The 17,220-nt window shown below is 73.6% G+C and carries 14 protein-coding genes; 3 read left to right on the top strand and 11 right to left on the bottom strand.

The window, feature by feature from the left end; genetic code table 11:
* Together ACXET9_RS02485 and ACXET9_RS02480 are read right to left on the bottom strand one after the other, a co-directional pair.
* Positions 1-1,428: a DUF58 domain-containing protein gene (locus ACXET9_RS02485; RefSeq protein WP_457884542.1), complete on the bottom strand. Its 1,428-nt coding sequence runs from the start codon at positions 1,426-1,428 to the stop codon at positions 1-3.
* Positions 1,425-2,513 (bottom strand): AAA family ATPase, encoded by a 1,089-nt coding sequence (locus ACXET9_RS02480; RefSeq protein WP_457884541.1) that lies wholly within the window; start codon positions 2,511-2,513, stop codon positions 1,425-1,427. The genes ACXET9_RS02485 and ACXET9_RS02480 overlap by 4 nt, the downstream gene beginning before the upstream one ends.
* Positions 2,514-3,108: 595 nt before the next feature.
* Here ACXET9_RS02480 and ACXET9_RS02475 point away from each other — a divergent pair.
* Entirely contained in the window at positions 3,109-4,884 is a 1,776-nt protein-coding gene (locus tag ACXET9_RS02475) for an ABC transporter ATP-binding protein (RefSeq protein ID WP_457884540.1), read from the top strand.
* Positions 4,885-4,887: 3 nt separating this feature from the next.
* Positions 4,888-5,649 carry a hypothetical protein gene (locus ACXET9_RS02470; RefSeq protein WP_457884538.1) on the top strand — a complete coding sequence of 254 codons (762 nt, stop codon included), beginning with the start codon at positions 4,888-4,890 and terminating at the stop codon, positions 5,647-5,649.
* A 274-nt stretch (positions 5,650-5,923) separates the two neighbouring features.
* Here ACXET9_RS02470 and ACXET9_RS02465 read toward each other — a convergent pair whose 3' ends face one another.
* The 7 genes from ACXET9_RS02465 to ACXET9_RS02435 form a co-directional block, all read right to left on the bottom strand.
* Positions 5,924-7,654 carry an ABC transporter substrate-binding protein gene (locus ACXET9_RS02465; RefSeq protein ID WP_457884536.1) on the bottom strand — a complete coding sequence of 577 codons (1,731 nt, stop codon included), beginning with the start codon at positions 7,652-7,654 and terminating at the stop codon, positions 5,924-5,926.
* 176 nt (positions 7,655-7,830) lie between these two features.
* Entirely contained in the window at positions 7,831-8,793 is a 963-nt protein-coding gene (locus ACXET9_RS02460; RefSeq protein ID WP_457884535.1) for an ABC transporter permease, read from the bottom strand.
* Positions 8,794-8,796: 3 nt separating this feature from the next.
* The gene (locus ACXET9_RS02455) at positions 8,797-9,831 is read right to left on the bottom strand and encodes an ABC transporter permease (protein WP_457884533.1); all 1,035 of its coding nucleotides are present in this window, start codon (positions 9,829-9,831) and stop codon (positions 8,797-8,799) included.
* A gap of 316 nt (positions 9,832-10,147) precedes the next feature.
* Entirely contained in the window at positions 10,148-10,654 is a 507-nt protein-coding gene (locus ACXET9_RS02450) for a hypothetical protein (RefSeq protein ID WP_457884531.1), read from the bottom strand.
* Positions 10,651-11,538, bottom strand: coding sequence for a DUF4129 domain-containing protein (locus tag ACXET9_RS02445; RefSeq protein WP_457884529.1), 888 nt, complete (start codon positions 11,536-11,538; stop codon positions 10,651-10,653). The genes ACXET9_RS02450 and ACXET9_RS02445 overlap by 4 nt, the downstream gene beginning before the upstream one ends.
* Positions 11,531-12,859: a THUMP-like domain-containing protein gene (locus ACXET9_RS02440; RefSeq protein ID WP_457884527.1), complete on the bottom strand. Its 1,329-nt coding sequence runs from the start codon at positions 12,857-12,859 to the stop codon at positions 11,531-11,533. The genes ACXET9_RS02445 and ACXET9_RS02440 overlap by 8 nt, the downstream gene beginning before the upstream one ends.
* Before the next feature lie 57 nt (positions 12,860-12,916).
* Positions 12,917-13,903 (bottom strand): NADP-dependent oxidoreductase, encoded by a 987-nt coding sequence (locus ACXET9_RS02435; protein WP_457884525.1) that lies wholly within the window; start codon positions 13,901-13,903, stop codon positions 12,917-12,919.
* A 94-nt stretch (positions 13,904-13,997) separates the two neighbouring features.
* Here ACXET9_RS02435 and ACXET9_RS02430 point away from each other — a divergent pair, with 94 nt between their 5' ends.
* Positions 13,998-15,296 carry a molybdopterin molybdotransferase MoeA gene (locus ACXET9_RS02430; protein ID WP_457884523.1) on the top strand — a complete coding sequence of 433 codons (1,299 nt, stop codon included), beginning with the start codon at positions 13,998-14,000 and terminating at the stop codon, positions 15,294-15,296.
* Positions 15,297-15,384: 88 nt separating this feature from the next.
* Here ACXET9_RS02430 and ACXET9_RS02425 read toward each other — a convergent pair whose 3' ends face one another.
* Both ACXET9_RS02425 and moaA read right to left on the bottom strand, forming a co-directional pair.
* A complete protein-coding gene (locus tag ACXET9_RS02425) occupies positions 15,385-15,660 on the bottom strand; it encodes a MoaD/ThiS family protein (protein WP_457884521.1) in 276 nt (91 codons plus the stop codon).
* 98 nt (positions 15,661-15,758) lie between these two features.
* Complete coding sequence (gene moaA, locus ACXET9_RS02420; protein WP_457884519.1) at positions 15,759-16,859, bottom strand: GTP 3',8-cyclase MoaA; 1,101 nt, start codon at positions 16,857-16,859, stop codon at positions 15,759-15,761.
* Between the last annotated feature and the right edge of the window lie 361 nt (positions 16,860-17,220).

Raw genomic sequence — 17,220 nt, 5'->3', positions numbered from 1 at the left:
TCAGGACCTCCTCATCCTCGGCGCGGTGCGCGAGGCGGACAGGGACAGCAGCACGGGGGCGAGGGAGCTGGGGCCGTCCCAGGCGGTGACGGGGACGCCGGCCTCGCGGAGCTCGCGGACGGTGCGCTCGCGCAGCAGGCGGCGGATCGCCCAGGCCTCGGGCCAGTAGCGGGCGGAGTCGACGCCGTCGACGCGCAGGGGGCGGCCGTTCAGCACGGACACGTCGCCGATGCTGGGCGGGAGGGTGTCCACGACGATGACGTCGGCGCCGTGGGAGACGAGCACGCCGATCTGCTCGATCGCCGCGGGATGCAGGAGCGGTGTGCAGACGGCGACGAGGGTGCCCGGGCGGATGCTGCGCACCCGGTTGGGGGTGCGGGGGACGCCGTCGTCGCGGCGGGCGCGGGAGAGGGCGTCGGTGAGGACGCGCAGCTGCCGGGGCCCGGTGCCGGCGGGGACGGCGCCGATGAGGTGGCCGATGTCGGCGATCGCGACCCGGTCGCCGGCGGTCAGGTAGTGGCGGGCGATCGCGGCGGTCGCCCGAATGGTCATGTCCAGGCTCGTCGGCGCCTCCTCGCCCGCCCAGGGCGCCGGGTGCACGTCGGAGACGGTGTCGGTGACGATGAGGACGTCGGTGTCCTGCTCGGTGAAGGTCGCGTTGGTGTGGAGGGTGCCGGTGCGGCTGGTGACGCGCCAGTTCACGCGGTGGAGGCGGTCGCCGGGGCGGAACTCGCGGACCTCGCTGAGGGCGGTCCCGTCGCCGCGGCGGCGGGAGAGGTGCACGCCGCTGATGCCGATCGGGGTGGGCACCTCGATCGGGGCGTCGAGCACGGAGGAGCGGGGCACGGCGCGGATGCCGACGGCGGGCAGCGTCTGCTGGGCGCGGTGGGCGCCGAGGGCGTCGGCGACGAGCACGTGCGTCGGCCCCATGGTCACGAGCCCCCAGCGATGCGAGGTGACGCGCACCCGGACCTCGCCGGCGGAGACGATGGCGCCGTAGCGCGGGGCGAGGTCGGTGTGCGCGCGCAGGGGCACGGTGGCGGCGAGCAGCAGGCCGGGCGCGGTGCGGACCGTGAGCGAGGAGGAGGCGCCCTCCTCGATGACGGCGCGTCCGGCATGCGCCGTCGGCCGACGCACCCCGCGCTCCTCGCCGCGCGCGATCCGTCGGGCGAGGGCGACGAGCGCCCAGGCGAGGACGGGCACGGCGGCGAGCACCAGCAGGGGCCGGCCGAGCAGGAGCGCGAGGACGAGCAGCGCGCCGCCGGTGAGGATCGCCCGCAGCATCGCCGCCGTCGGCCGCGTGGGCAGCGGCGGCAGCGTCGGCGCGTCGGCCGCCGACGGACCGTGGGCGGCCGACGAACCGCGGGCGGCCGACGGATCGGAGGCGGCCGACGGCGCGGAGGCCGCGGCGGGAGGAGTACTGCTCACGCCCGGTCGCCGCTGCGGACGAGATCGCCGTCCGCAGCGCCCTCCGGGCCGTTCGCCGCACCGCCCGTCGGACCTCCGGCCGCACCGCCCGTCGGATCTCCGGCCGCGCCGCCGGTCGGGCGCGCCGCCGGGTCCTGCGCGGCGGCGGGGACGTGGACCTGCGAGAGGACGGCGTCGACGACGCCCGCGCCGGTCGCGTTCTGCAGCCAGAGCTCGGGCTTGACGGTGACGCGGTGGTCGAGCGCGGGATGCGCGAGGGCCTTGATGTCCTCGGGCACGACGAAGGCGCGTCCGCGGATCACCGCGAGCGCGCGGGCGCAGGTGATGAGCGCGAGGGTGCCGCGGGGGGAGGCGCCGACGAGCGCATGCTGGTGCTCGCGGGTGCCGGCGACGATCTCGACGGCGTAGCGGCCGATCGAGTCGTCCACGTGCACGGTCTCGACGGCGGCCTGCACGCCGAGCAGCCCGGCGCCGTCGAGGACCTGCGCGACCGACTGGTCCTCGGTGCGTCGGCCGATGCGACGGGAGACGACGTCCCATTCCTGCTCGGGCGTCGGATAGCCGAAGCTGAGGCGGAGCAGGAAGCGGTCCAGCTGCGCCTCGGGCAGCGGGTAGGTGCCCTCGTGCTCGACGGGGTTCGCGGTCGCGAGGACGTGGAAGGGGCGGGGGAGCGGGCGCGTGGTGCCCTCGACGGACACCTGCCGCTCCTGCATCGCCTCGAGCAGTGCGGACTGGGTCTTCGGGGGCGTGCGGTTGATCTCGTCGGCCAGCAGCAGGCCGGTGAACACGGGGCCCGGACGGAACACGAACTCGCCCGTGCGCTGGTCGAACACCTCGGCGCCGGTGAGATCGGCGGGCAGCAGGTCGGGGGTGAACTGCGCGCGCGTGAACGGGAGGCCGAGCGCCTGCGCGAAGGAGCGGGCGGCGAGGGTCTTGCCGAGGCCCGGCAGGTCCTCGAGGAGGACGTGTCCGCCGGCGAGGATGCCCGCGAGCACGAGCTCGAGCGCGGGACGCTTGCCGACGACGGCCGTCTCCACCGCGTCGAGCACGCGGGTCGCCGCGGCCGCCGCCTCGGGGATCGACATGCTCCTCGCCTCGGGCGCCGACGCGCTCGCCGCGTCCGGGGCCGTCGGGGCCGACGCGTCAGGGGCCGACGGGCCCGTCGGCGCAGGGTCCGGAGTCGGCACGGAGGCCGACGACGGTGCGCTCCCCTCGGGCTGCGGGCGGTTGTTCTCGGTTCCCTCTGCTGGCACGGGCTGGCCCTTCTGCGGTCGACGGTGCCGCCGCGATGCGGCACGCTTCCTCCGACCCTACGCGAGCGGGACGCGCCCCGGGGGCCTCCGACGGCCTCCGGACAGCGCTCGCCCGTCGGCGACCGATGGTCCGACGGGCGAGCCGACGATGGTCCGACGGGCGAGCCGACGACGGCCCGGGGGCGGGCCGACGAGCGGGGATGCGGCCGGTCAGATCACGGTTCGGTCAGGATCGGACCGGGGTCGTCCATACATGGTCCTCGGAGGGACCGCCGGGATAGTCTGCTCGATGAGACGGACCGTTCGTCGGTCCAGGAGCATCGTGCCCGTCGGCGTGCGCGGCGGCCCCGGCGGAACCGTGCCGGGAGCCCCCGGGCGGCGACGCAGAACCATCAGAGGCAGGAACATGTCCGAACCGATCCTTACCGTGAGCGACCTCAGCGTGACCTTCCCCTCCGAGGCAGGTCCCGTGCACGCCGTGAAGAACCTCAGCTACGAGGTCAGGGCGGGGGAGGCGCTCGCGATCGTGGGCGAGTCGGGCTCGGGGAAGTCCGTCAGCTCCCTCGCGGTGATGGGTCTGCTGCCGAGCACCGCGAGCATCTCCGGGTCGATCGACTTCATGGGCCAGGACCTGTTCGCGCTCGATGACCGCCAGCTCTCGAAGCTCCGCGGCGACAAGATCTCCATGGTGTTCCAGGACCCGCTGTCGGCCCTGACCCCGGTGTACACGATCGGCGACCAGGTCGCCGAGGTGATCCGTCTGCACGACGCGTCGGTCTCGAAGGCGGCCGCGGCGGATCGCGCCGTGCAGCTGCTGGAGGCCGTGGGCATCCCCGAGGCGCGCCGGCGGGCGAAGCAGTTCCCGCACGAGTTCTCCGGCGGCATGCGCCAGCGCGTCATGATCGCGATGGCGATCGCCAACGAGCCCGAGCTGATCATCGCCGACGAGCCCACCACCGCCCTCGACGTGACGATCCAGGCGCAGGTCATGGATCTGCTGAAGACGGCGCAGGAGATGGTCGACGCCGCGACGATCCTCATCACCCACGACCTCGGCGTCGTCGCCGGCTTCGCCGACCGCGTGCTGGTCATGGAGAAGGCGGTGCTGGTCGAGGAGGGCCCGGTCGACGACATCTTCTACCATCCCCGCGAGGCGTACACGCAGAAGCTGCTCTCGGCGGTCCCGCGCGTGGACGGCCAGGCGATCGCCTCCGAGCGCGTCGCCATCGAGCGCGGCGAGATGAAGGCCTCCGAGGCGAGCGAGGTCGGCGGCATCGCCCCCGAGGCCGCCCAGGAGGAGGCCGTCGACACCACCCGCGCCCCCAAGATCCTCGAGGTCGTGGAGCTGGAGCGGATCTACCCGATCACCAAGGGCATGGTCTTCCGCCGGCAGGTCGGCGAGCAGCGCGCGGTCGACGGCATCTCCTTCGACATCCACGAGGGCGAGTGCTTCGCCCTGGTGGGCGAGTCCGGCTGCGGCAAGACGACCACGCTCATGGAGATCATGAAGCTCGAGAAGCTGCAGGGCGGCGCGATCCGCTTCAACGGCACCGACACCTCGGAGCTGACGAAGGCCGACCGCAAGCGCCTGCGCGCCGAGATCGCGATCGTCTTCCAGGATCCGATGGCCTCGCTGGACCCGCGCCTGCCGATCGCCGACTCGCTGCGCGAGCCGATGCAGGTGCAGGGCTACTCGAAGAAGCAGATGGACGACCGCATCGCCTGGCTGCTCGACACCGTCGGCCTGCTGCCCGAGCATGCGGGGCGCTACCCCCACGAGTTCTCCGGCGGCCAGCGCCAGCGCATCGGCGTGGCGCGCGCCCTCGCCTGCGAGCCCAAGCTCATCGTGCTCGACGAGCCGACGTCGGCCCTCGACGTGACGATCCAGGCGGGCGTGCTCGAGCTGCTCGAGAAGCTCAAGCGGGAGCTGCAGGTCAGCTATCTGTTCGTCTCCCATGACCTGTCGGTGGTCCGCAACATCTCCGACCGCATCGCCGTGATGTACAAGGGCCGCATCGTCGAGATGGGCCGCACGGAGGACGTCTTCGACCACCCCGAGCACCCGTACACCCAGGCGCTGCTGTCGGCCGTCCCGATCCCGGACCCGGAGATCGAGCGCGGCCGCGAGCGGATCTTCCTGGACCGCGACGAGCTGGACGCCAAGATCGCCTCCGGGGAGGCCGTCGAGGCGCTGAGCGCCTGAGCCATGGCGCGTCTGGGCACCGCCGAGCGCGGTGACGGCTCCACGCACATCCGCCCCTCGAGCGCGATCCTGCTCAGCGCGATCGTGTGGGCGCTGTGCGCGGCGACGATCGTGCAGGGGCTGTGGGTCTACGGCGCCTCCGGCCTCCGCTTCGCCGAGCTCCCGACGGCCGTCGCGCTCGTCGTCTGGGCGCTGCTGTGGGCGCCGCGCGTCATCGTGCGCGCCCACGAGATCGAGGTGCGCAACGTGCTGCTCGTGCACCGGCTCCCGCTGGCGGCGATCGCCGACGTGCGCCTCGGGGCGATGCTCCGCTTCGTCGTCGCGCCCCGTTCCGCGAGCACCGGCACGGACGCCGACGCCGACGCCGTCGTCATCACCGCCTGGAACGCGCCGGGCGTCGGCAAGGACCGCCCGCGCGAGCGCCTCGCCGCCGCCGACCCGCGCTCGCAGGCGGCGGGTCGGGGCCGCTCCTCCGTCCGGTCCTCCGGCCGCGGCGGCCGTGGCGGCGGCCGACGGGCGACGGGACCGGACTGGTCCCAGCGCCTGGTCGAGGACCAGCGTTCGAGCCCCAGCTATCCGGCCCTCGCCGCCTGGCAGCGCTGGGAGCGGGCCGCAGGGTCCGATACCGCGGGCGCCGATGCCGCACCGGGCTCCGACGTCGGCCCGGCGGCGGTCGCCGCATCGGCCACGCAGCGGGTGAACGTCCCGGTCGTGGTGGGCCTCGCCGCGGCGGCGGTGCTCGTCGTCGTCCACTTCGCCTTCTGAGCCCGGGCGCACTCTGAGCCCGGGCGCCCTCTGACCCCGCGGCCCCCGAGTCCCTGTGCCTGCGCCCGCGCGCTGCCGGCCGCGGGTGCGGCGGGTGCGCGGCGCACCCGGCGCCGTCCTGTCCGATCCACCGTCCCGTCGGACCGATCGTCCCGTCGGCCCGATCGCCCTGCCGGACCGACCGCCCCGTCGGCCCGATCGCCCCGCCGGTCGCCGAACGGCCCGGTCGCCTCGCGGAGGAGGCGGCCGGGCCGTTTGGGGCGCGGGGGAGGCGTCAGGCCTTGAAGCCCACCGTGGTCCAGTCGACGGTCTCGAACTGGGCGGCGCCGTAGTTCACGATGCCGTCGGTGACCGCGACGATGTTCGGGGTCGCGTAGAACGGGATGCACGACCAGGAGGCCGCCACGATCGCCGAGAACTCGTTGGAGGCGGCCATGCGGGTGGCGGGGTCGAGCTCGGTCTGCATCGAGTCCGCGAGGTCGCCGAGCTGGTCGTCGAGGTCCTGGCCGGTGAAGTTCTGGCCCGAGTCCGCCGGGTAGAACAGGTTGCCGGAGGACTGCTGCGGGAACAGCGTGCCCTGCCAGGAGAAGGTCACCAGGTCGAAGTTCACCGGCGTCACGTACTCGGAGAAGTACGAGTCGGAGGGGACCGTCTGCAGCTCGACGTCGAAGCCGACCGCGTTGAGGTTGTTCATGATCTGCGTGGCGCGGTCGGCGTTGGAGGTGACGTCTGCGGGGATGATGATCTTCAGCGAGAGCGTCTCGCCGTCCTTCTCGCGCACGTCGCCGTTGAGCTCCCAGCCGGCCTCGTCGAGCAGGGCGGCCGCGGCGTCGGCGTCGAGGGTCAGCGCCGAACCGGTGCCGGCCTCGAAGGAGTCCTCGTAGCCGTCCTGTCCGGGCATGAACACGTAGTTGTCGACGTTCACGACGGGGGCGTCGAGCGGACCCACGACGGCCTCGCCGACGGCGTCGCGGTCGATCGCGCGGGCGATGGCCTCGCGGACCTTCGCGTCGGCGAGCTTGCCGTCGCCGCCCTTGGCGTTGATGTACACGTGGGTCCAGGTGACGCCGTTGGTCTTCTGGATGACCGCGTCCGAGCGGGAGCTCGCCTGCGAGTAGGTGTCGCCGTCGGCGACGTCGATCGAGTCCAGCTCGGCGTTGGCGAACGAGGCGGGCATCTGCACCTGGCTGATGACCGAGTACACGATGGTCTCGAGCTTCGGGGCCTGGCCCCACCACTTCTCGTTGCGCTTGAGGGTGACGACGCCGCCGGTCTGGTCGACGCTGTCCACGACGAACGGGCCGTAGGACGGGGTCGGCGTGGTCAGGAAGCCCTCGTTGAAGGAGGCGGCATCGCCGGAGACGGTCTGCGGGATGTCCGGGTAGATGTACTGGATCCAGTCCGGGAAGGAGCTGGAGAACTCGATCTCGCCCGTGTACTCGTCATCCGTCTGGCGGACGTCGGCGATGCTCTCCCAGCCGGTCGTGGAGGCGACGAGGAAGGCCTCGTCGGAGCCGTTGCAGGCCTTCCACTGGGCGGTCAGGTCCGCGATCGTGATCGGGGTGCCGTCCTCCCAGACGGCCTCCGGGTTGAACTTCACGGTGACGACCTGCGGGTCCTCGCCGGTGAGCTCGGCCGAGACGATCACGTCGGGGTTCGGGGAGACGGCGCCGGACTCGTCGGCGATGAGGGGACCGGGCGCGGTGGCGGCGCGGACCGTGGTGAGGTCGGCGAGGGCGCCGTCGAGGTGGTAGCTGTTCCAGTTGGTGGGCAGCTGGGAGACCGCGAGGCGGAGGGTGCCGCCGTCCTGGACCGCGTCGTAGTCGGCGCGCTCCCAGTCGGTGCTGGGGAGCGCCGAGGCCTCGGCCGCCGCGCTCTCCTTCTCCTCGGCGGCCTGGCTGGCGCGCTCCTCCTGGGACTCCTGGCCGCAGGCCGCGAGAGCGCCGACGCCGCCGATGACGGCGGTCCCCTGCAGGAACCGGCGACGGTTGCTGGTGATGGTCATGATGGATCTCCTTTGGGGTGACGCCGCCGCGGGACGGACGGACGCGGGATGTCGGCCGGAACGTATGGCCGAGGGGTCGAGGAAGTCGGAGGGGGGAAGCGGGAGGGAGAAGGTCGAGGGAGAGGACGGGAGCCCGGGGACGACGGCCGACGGAGGCCGGAGGCCGACGCCGTCGATCAGCTCCGGTCGGTGCCGCTGGTCGGATCGAGGGCGTCGCGCAGGGCGTCGCCGACGAGGGAGACGGAGGTCAGCAGCGCGACCAGGAAGCCGGCCGGGAAGAAGAAGAGCCAGGGGCGGGCGACGACGGCGGAGGTGCCCTTCTGGAGCAGGGTGCCCAGGGAGACGTCCGGCGGCTGGATGCCGAGGCCGAAGTACGACAGCGAGGTCTCCGCGAGGATCGCGGAGCACACGCCGAGGGTGGCGTCGACGATCAGCAGCGAGGACACGTTGGGGATGATGTGCCGGGTCAGGATCCTGAAGGTGCCGACGCCCGTGAACCGGGCCGAGAGCACGAACTCCCGCTCTCGGAGCGATTTCGTCTGGTTCTTGACGATCTGCGACATGATCATCCAGCCGAAGAGCGCGATCGCGACGACGAGGATCAGCCAGGAGAAGTTCGCGAGCATCGGCGAGATGATCATGAGGACGTAGAACACCGGCAGCACCAGCAGCAGGTTCACGACCCAGCCGTGGAGGAGCTCGATGGGACCGCCCAGGTAGCCGGCGAGGGAGCCGACGAGCGCCGCGATGATCGTCGCCAGCGGCGCCGCGATCAGACCGATCAGCAGCGACTTCCGCAGCGCCGCGGTGATCGCGGCGTAGAGGTCGAAGCCGTTCTGGTCGGCGCCGAACCAGTGCTGGGCGCCCGGCGGGGAGTTGAAGCCGTAGCGGTCGGCCTGGTTGACCTCGTAGATGTTCGGGAGGTTGCCCAGCAGCGAGAACAGGATGATGGCCAGCAGGATGCCGCCGCCGATCCAGAAGTTCGGCTTGCGCTTGAGGCGCTGCCACACGAGGGCGTTGCGGGAGACGGGGCGGGCCTGGCGGTCGCCGGCCTCGGCGTGCTCGGGGAGCTCCGCGGTCGGATCCGGCTCGCCGGGGGCCTCGGGGGCGGAGGCGGGGGGCGGGGTGAGCATGGACATGGGTCAGACCCTCACTCTCGGATCGAGCGCGGCATAGAGGAACTCCGAGAGCGTGGAGGCGAAGAGGATCAGCACGGCGGAGAAGAAGACGTTGCCGGCCAGCGCGTTGATGTCGGACTGCTGCACGGCCTGGATGCCGTACTTGCCCATGCCCTCCCACGAGAAGACGATCTCGAGGAAGGCGGACCCGGACACCAGGGTGCCGAACGAGTAGGCGAAGTAGGTGGACATGGGGATCAGCGCGACGCGCAGGCCGTGCTTGATGAGCGCCTGCGAACGGGTCGCGCCCTTCGCGCGGGCGGTGCGGATGAAGTCCGAGCCGAGCACGTCGAGCATCACCGAGCGCTGATATCGGGAGTACGCGGCGGCGCCGAAGAAGGTCAGGGCGAGCGTCGGCAGCAGCAGATGCGAGGCGAAGTCGGCGATCTGCGGCCAGAAGCCGTCGATCCCCGGCGTGTACGCCTTGGAGAAGCGGATGAGTTGGACACCGGCGAGGTTGTTGATCTTCGTCGCCGCGACCATGAGGAGCACGCCGCCGACGAACGTCGGGGTCGAGATCAGCACGTAGGAGGCGTAGGAGATGATCTGGTCGGGTGCCTTGTACTGCTTCACGGCGCCCCAGACGCCGGCGGCGACGCCGAGCAGGGCGGCGAGGATCGATCCGATGATCAGCAGGCGCAGGCTGATGCCCGCGCGGCCCAGCCAGGCCTGGTCCCAGAAGCGCCACCAGTCGTCGAGGTTGCCGACCATGGCGGTGACGACCTGCTGGCCGGTGCGGTCCGCGCCGAGCTTCTCGTCGAAGGGCGCGGTGAGGATCCGCTCGAACCACCACCAGGTGCGCAGCAGCACCGGGTCCTTGTCGTTGATGCCCTGCAGGCTCAGCGCGGCGTCGATCGACTCCTCGGACAGCGGCGGGTTCTTGCCGAGGTAGAGGTTGCGCGGGTTGAAGAAGCTGCTGGCCGCGATGTAGGCGAAGACGGTGGCGAGGGCCGTGAGGATCGCGTAGTTCACGAACCGTCGCAGGAGGTACTTGATCACCGATTGGCTCCTGGGAACGGCGGACGACGGAGGACGCGATGCCCGGACTGGGGCGCGGGTCCGTGCTGGGGAAGCGTCGGAAGGAACTGCTGCACTGGTCATCCTCACGTCGGCGGCGGAGTCTGCCCGGATGGGGTGATCCAGTCGTACCCCCAAGGGGTACGAGCCGTCGACACTTTGTTTCGGTCTGCGTCGGTTTTTGAACTCTAGGACACGCGGGGGAGTACATCGGGTGTTCCGAGGGTCTCCGCGGCCGAATCGTTACCGATGCGTCGCAAGGTGCGGGAGGGCGCCGGTGGGGACGGGCCCTTCCGGATCATCCCTCCTGGTCAGAGTGACGAGAAAGCTCGCGCAGGTAGCGATGCAGGTGGCGCCGGTCGATGGGCCCGACGGGGTGCGCCGCGGCATCGCCCTCGCGCGCTGCGCGGAGGATCGCGTCGAGCTCACCGCTGAGCGGCGGCGCGGCCGTGTCGTGCCGACGCTCGTCGTCGATCTCGGCGAGCGTGCGCGCGAGTCCGCGAGAGGTCATCCGACGGCTCGGCTGCGCTCCGTGGATCATGTCCTCGGTCCGCCGCACGCGCATGTCCTGGGCGTGGGGGAGGGCGAAGTCGGCGTCGAGGTCCAGGCGCGGCGCGTCGACATGGTCGGCCCGTCGGGGCGTGCTGTTCAGCAGCCAGCTGATCGCGCCGATGATGAGCGCGAGGGCGATCGGCAGCGGCAGCGAGAACCGCAGGCCGAAGGCCGCGCAGACGCCGACCACGGCGAGCATCCCCGCCGTCGAGATCGCGAGCCGCAGCAGCAGGCTCCTGAGGTCGGCGTTCATCGCCCGGCTCCCGTCGTCCCCGTCGTCCCCGTCATGCCCGTCGTGCCCGTCGTGCCTGCGGCACCGGTCGAGCTCGTCGCGCCCGTCGGACCGGCCGCGGCGGCGCTGCCGCCGAGCTGCGCGGTCAGCGCGTCCAGCAGGGTGAAGGCGCTCTCCCGGTCGGCCTCGAGCAGCGGCATGTCGTCGAACAGCGCGCGGCGGTAGAGCGCGGCGAGCCGGTCGAGGGCGGCGGCGTCGAGGTCCAGCGAGGCCAGGACCGTGACCACGAACTCGAGGGTGGTCTGGTCGGGCCGTCGGCGGATCCCGGCGCCGGCGATCGCCCGCTCGAGAGCGAGCCAGGCCGCGATCACCGCGTCATGGGCGTCGACCACGGTCGAGAGGCGCTCGCGGGCGTCGTCGAGCGCGGCGCGGGCCTGGGCGACCGTGAGCTCCTCGATCTCGGTGTCCGTCGCCTCGGCCGCGAGCGGGGGCGGGGGCGCGGCGAGCCGGCGCATGCGGTGGACGACCCACACGGCGAGCACGACCAGGGCCGCCACCAGGAGGCCGACGACGACGGAGGAGATCGCGCGCCCGACCTCGGGCCGCGGCTCGACGGTCTCGACCTCGAAGGTCGACCAGTCCGGTTCGTCGTACTCCTGGGCGGGGAGCTCGACCGGCGCATAGGACTGCTCGCGCTCACCGCTGTAGCTCACGACCTCTCCGCGATCGGCGGTCGCGCCGAGGGTGACCAGCGCGAGCGCGCCGAGGGCCACCAGCAGCAGCATCAGCGCGACCGTGCGGCCGGGGGCCGCCTGACCGGAGGCGGGGGCTGCGGAGGTCGAGGGGGCCGCGGCAGGCGGGGTGGACGTCGGCGTCGTCGACGACATCCGAGGGGCATCAGGCATGGGACGTCTCCTGGGAGGATCCGGTGGGGTGCGGGGAGGCGACGATGACGCTCTGCTCCCCGGCGATGCGGGTGAGCACGAGGGTCGCGCTCTCGTCGCCGAAGCGGCGCGGACGGAGCTTGCGACGCAGCTCGTCGGGCTCGACGGCGGTGCCGCGCTTCTTGATCTCGAGCACGCCGAGGCGGTGCTCGCGCAGGTAGGAGGTGAGGCGCTTGAGCCCGAAGGGCATGACGTCGCGGATCGCGTAGCCGCGTGCGAAGGGCGTGTCCAGGCGCCGGTCCGAGGTCAGGTAGGCGATCGTCGGGTCGAGGGTGCGGGCCTCGAGCCGCTCGGCGACGGTGCCGAGGAGGCCCGCGCGGATGACCGCCCCGTCGGGCTCGTAGAGATGGTCGCCGACGGCGCCGACGGAAGGATCTCCGGGGGAGTCGGCGCGGGAGCGGAGGGTGTGGGTGCCGGAGCGGTCGATGACGAGGGCGGAGGTGGGGACGCCCTCGGTCGCGAGCGGGCCGAACCAGCAGGCGGCCTCGAGAACCTGCCCGTGGAAGGACAGCCACTGGGTCTCGGTGCCCTCCGGCAGCGCCTCCCGGTCGATCGCGGGGCCGAGCTTCGCGCCGAGCGGTCCGAAGCCGCCGGGGGCATCCTCCGCCCCGTCGGCCCGTCGCCGCTCCCCGAGCTGCCGGGCGAGCTCGACGACCCGCGACAGCGGGGGCTCGTACTCCTCGGGGTCGTGCAGGCGGCGGGTGCCGCGGGCGCTCCCGCGCGCGGGGGCGCGGCGGGCGGGGTCCAGCCAGATGCCCTCCGTGGACGCCGGGTCGTGGTCCTCGACGCGGCCGAGGCGCACCTCCGCGGAGGGGAAGGGGCGCAGGTTCACCGTCGCGACCGCCACGGTCACGGGATCGCGGTCGATCGCGCGCACGTCGATGTCGAAGCCGGCGAGCGCCATCGCGTCCCCGCCGATGCCGCAGCCGAGGTCGGCGACGGAGGCGACACGCGCGTCCCGGAAGCGGCGCGCGTGCAGTGCGGCGATCGACAGCCGTGTCGCCTGCTCGAGGCCGTGCGGGGTGAAGAGCATGTTCCGGGCGAACTCGCCGAACTTGTCGCTGCCCTTCGCGCGCAGGCGCGACTGGGTGAGCACGGCGGAGACGAGCTCGGGGGAGTGGCCGGCCGCGCGGAGGGCGGCGCCGCGGCGCAGCGCGTCCTTCTCCTCGTAGGGCGGGAGGGAGTTCAGCAGCGACCAGCCGCCGGGATGGAGGACCGGTTCGATGGCCCTGACCGCCTCGTCGGCGACGGCGGCATCTTCGGCGGCAGGGGGAACGACCATGCTCGCGAGCCTACCCGCCCGCGCGGGTCCGCCGGTCAGACCGGTGCGGTCGCGCGCTCAGGCGGTCGCGTCCAGGACGAGCTTCCCGCGGGTGTGGCCCTCCTCGAGGAGGCGGTGGGCGCGGGCGATCTCGCCGAGGGGGAGGACCTGCGAGGCCTCGAGCGGGTAGGCGCCCGAGCGCATGCCCTGCACGAGGTGGTCGAGGCGGGCGCGGCGGATCACGATCTGCGGGATCAGCGCGGTGATGCCGCGCTCCTTGGCCGGGGCGAGGTCCGCCAGGGTCGGCAGGGCGACGATGCGGCCGCCGGGGGCGAGACGGTCCAGGCTCGGCAGGAAGGTCGAGAAGTAGTGCGTGTCGAGGATGACGTCGACGCCGCGGCCGTCGGTCGCCCGGTCGATCGCCTGCCCCCAGTCCTCCTGGTCGTAGGCGATGGGGCGGGCGCCGAGCTCCTCGATGCGGGCGGCGTTGGCGGCGCGGCCGGTCGCCCAGACCGTCGCGGCGCCGGCCTCGAGGGCCATGGGGATCAGGAGCTGGCCGACGCCGCCGGTGCCGCCGTGCACGAGGACGGTCTGCCCCTCGGTGATCTGCGCGCTGTCCTGGACGGCGGCGATCGCCGTGAGGCCGACGAGGGAGAGGCCCGCCCAGGCGGGGATCGCCTCGGCGGGGACCTCGTCCGGGATCGGGGCGAGGTCGTCGGCGCTGATGGCGATGATCTCGGCGGCGGTGCCGCGGCGGTCGGAGGGGTTGCGCATGCCGAACACGCGCGTCCCGGGCGCGACCCCGCGGGAGGCGAGCTCCGCCTCGTCGAGGTCCGCGGAGGCGCCGATGACGACGCCGGCCATCTCGCGCCCGGTCCCGGCGGGGAGGTCGAGCGAGGCCGACATGCCGGAGGAGCCGTCGCGGATCTTGTAGTCCACGGGATTCAGGCCCACGAAGGAGACCTGCACCAGCACCTCGCCCGGGCCGGGCTCGGGGACGGGGGCGTCCTCGTGGAGGGTCAGGACCTCGGGGCCGCCGAAGCGGTCGAAACGGATCTCGCGCATGCCTCCATCATGCACCTCGCGCGCCGCCGGGTGCAGGCCCTGTGGACGGCGGTCGTCGTGGCAGGATCGACGCAGGTCCGCCCGAAGGAGCAGCATGCCCGACCCGACAGCGCAGCCCGACGCCCCCATCGCGTCCGATGCCGCGGAGCACCGCACGACCGTCGCCGAGTGGCGCGAGCATCTCGCGCGCGAGATCGCGATCCGGCCGCCGCGGCTCGACCTGGCGCCGGAGGAGGCTCGTGGGCGGATCCTCGCGGCCGACGTGATCAGCCCGGAGGACGTCCCCGCTGTCCCGATCTCCGCCATGGACGGCTTCGCGGTGCGCCGCGCCGACCTCGCCCCCGGCACCTGCACGCTGCCCGTCGTCTCCGATCTCCCCGCCCGTCCCGGGGCGCCGACGACGCTCCCCGCGGGTGCGGCCGCCCGCATCATGACCGGGGCGCCCGTGCCGCATGGCGCGGACCTCGTGATCCAGGTCGAGGCGACCGACGCGGACCCCTTCGCGCCGGCCCCCGCGCAGGTGCGCATCGTCCTCGATGCCCTGCCCGATGCCGGCCGCCACATCCGCGGCCGCGGCGAGGAGACCGCCCGCGGCAGCGCGATCGCGCGCGCGGGGGACCGGGTCGGCGCCGGGCTGATCGGCATCGCCCGCTCCCTCGGGATCAGGACGCTGCCCGTGCTCGCGGCTCCGCGGATCGCCGTCGTGGTGACCGGGGACGAGCTCGTCGGGGCCGACGACGCCGCCGGGGGCGAACGGGTCCCCGGCGCCGTCCGCGAGTCCAACGGGACGATGCTCGCGGCGGCGCTGCGGGCCGACGGCGCCGACGTGTCCGCCTGGCGCAGCGGCGACGACCCGGCCCAGCTGCGCGAGGTGCTCGCCGAGGCCGCGCGCGCGGCGGATCTCGTCGTGACCACCGGCGGCATCGGCCAGGGCGCCTATGACGTGGTCAAGAACCTGCTCGGTCCCCGCGGCGAGGACAGCTCCCGCTTCGCGCACCTCGCCCTCCAGCCCGGCGGCCCGCAGGGCGCCGGGCGCCTCGACGCGGGCGGCGGCGAGGGCACGCCCGTGCTGCACCTGCCGGGCACGCCCGTCGGTGCGCTCGTGGGGCTGCACCTGTTCGTCCGGCCGCTGCTGCCGGGCTCCGACGCCGCGATCCGGCGCCTGCCGCTCGGCATCGACGACGAGGACGGCGCCGGCGGGCATCGGGCCCGGCGCGCACGGCCCGGGATCTCCGCACGGCCCGGCCGGCGCCGGATCTCTGAGGATGGGGTCGAGGTCGTCGACATCGTCCCCGGCAGCCGTCTGACGCCCTTCGCGCGCGCCGACGCGATCGTGCTGCGGGAGCGTCCCGCGCCCGCCGACCGGACGGTCGTCGAGGTCATCCCGCTCTGACGCGGCCCCGCCGAGCGGGCTCGGCGGTGGCGGCTCGGCGGTGGCGGCTCGACGGTCGCCGGCGCGGAGAGGCCGCGTCGGGCGCGGCTCAGCCGCCGGCGAAGGGCGGGAGCACGTCCACGCGGTCGCCCGCGGCGAGGGGGCGGTCGAGGTCGGTGCGGGCGGAGCCGTTGACCAGGAAGCTGGAGCGGCGGATCGCCGTGGCCCCGCGCTCGGTGGTGCCCGCGACGAGGGCGTCGAGGACCTCCTGCAGGGTCGTCCCGCGGACGGTCGCGGTCTCGGCCCCGTACTCGGCGGCGGCCCCGGCGAACAGGCTCACCGCGATCTCCGGGGCAGCGGGCGTGGTGGTGGGGGGCGTGGTCATCGTGCGGCCTCGGCTCTCTTCTCTCGTCGTGTCTCGTCTCGTGGCGGCGCACCGCGTCCGTCGGGCGTCGGGCCCGGTCCCGCCGGCGGCGCCGGCGCTCAGCCGCCGATGGCGCTCATGGGGCGCTCCGGCTGGCGGAAGTCGTCGCGGTCCATGCCGTGGCCGGCCTTCTTGCCCCAGTGGGCGGCGCGCCAGATGTCGGCGATCGCCTCGTCGTCGGCCCCGGAGCGCAGGGCGCCCCGCAGGTCCGTCTCCTCGCGGGAGAACAGGCAGGTGCGCACGCGGCCCTCGGCGGTCAGGCGGGTGCGGCGGCAGTCGGCGCAGAACGGGCGGGTGACGGAGGCGATGATCCCGACCCGGCCGCGGGGCCGTCCGTCGGCGCGATCGGCGACGTCGTAGAGCTCGGCGGGGGCGCCGTCGCGGCGGACGTCCGCCGGGGTGAGGACGTAGCGGTCCGCGAGCAGCGCATGGATGTCGGCGGCGGTGATCATCGTGCCGCGGTCCCAGCGGTGGTCGGCGTCCAGCGGCATCTGCTCGATGACCCGCAGCTGCAGGTCGCGCTCGAGGCACCAGTCCAGCAGGTCGGGGAGCTCGCGGTCGTTCACGCCGGGCATCAGCACGGCGTTGACCTTGATCGGGTCGAGGCCCGCGGAGCGGGCGCCGTCGATGCCCTCGAGCACCCGGTGCAGCAGCGGGCGGCGCGTGATCCGCTCGAAGGTCTCGGAGACCACGGAGTCGAGCGAGACGTTGATCCGATCGAGACCTGCCGTCCGCAGCCGCTCCGCGCGGGCCTCGAGGCCGATCGCGTTGGTCGTCAGCGAGATGTCCGGACGGTGCTCGAGGGCGGCGACGCCGGCGACGATCTCGTCGAGATCGGGGCGGGTGAGGGGCTCCCCGCCGGTGAACCGCACCTGGGTGATCCCGAGCCGGTCCACGCCGATCCGCACCAGGCGCACGATCTCCTCGACCGACAGCATCTGATCCTTGGCCAGGAACGTCAGCCCCGAGGCGGGCATGCAGTAGGTGCAGCGCAGGTTGCAGAAGTCCGTCAGCGAGAGCCGCAGGTCGGTCGCGGAGCGGTCGAAGCGGTCCAGCAGGCCGGGGGAGGCCGGACGATCCGTCGTGTCGGGGAGGGCCGGGGAGGTCTCGTCGGTCGTGCGGGGGCGCGGCATGCCGAGCGCGATCGTGCGCGGAGACATCGCCATCCACCTCCAGCTGCCGCGGCGCTCTGCCTCGGCGATGCCGTCCAGCATAGGACGGTCGGCGTCCATACTGGAGGGACGTGCGACCCCGGCCGACGGTCGCTCCGCCTCGCTGCGACCAGCGGCGGAGCGGACGGCCCGGCGACCTGACGGGCGGACGGACCGACGGGCGGACCGGCGAGTGCGCCGACCGCTGGCCGGCCGCACCGCCGCAGCTGAGGCCGGGACGGGGACGCGGGACCGCAGACGAGGAGTCGGCGGACGGACGACGGAGGACGGTGCGGATGGCAGAGCCGACGGCACGACCGGAGACGGAGTGCGGAACGGAACCGGCGACGCGACCGGGAACGGGACGCGG

Source organism: Brachybacterium netajii (SeqCode), from assembly GCF_054114245.1.
This window is presented reverse-complemented; position numbering and strand designations above follow the sequence as displayed.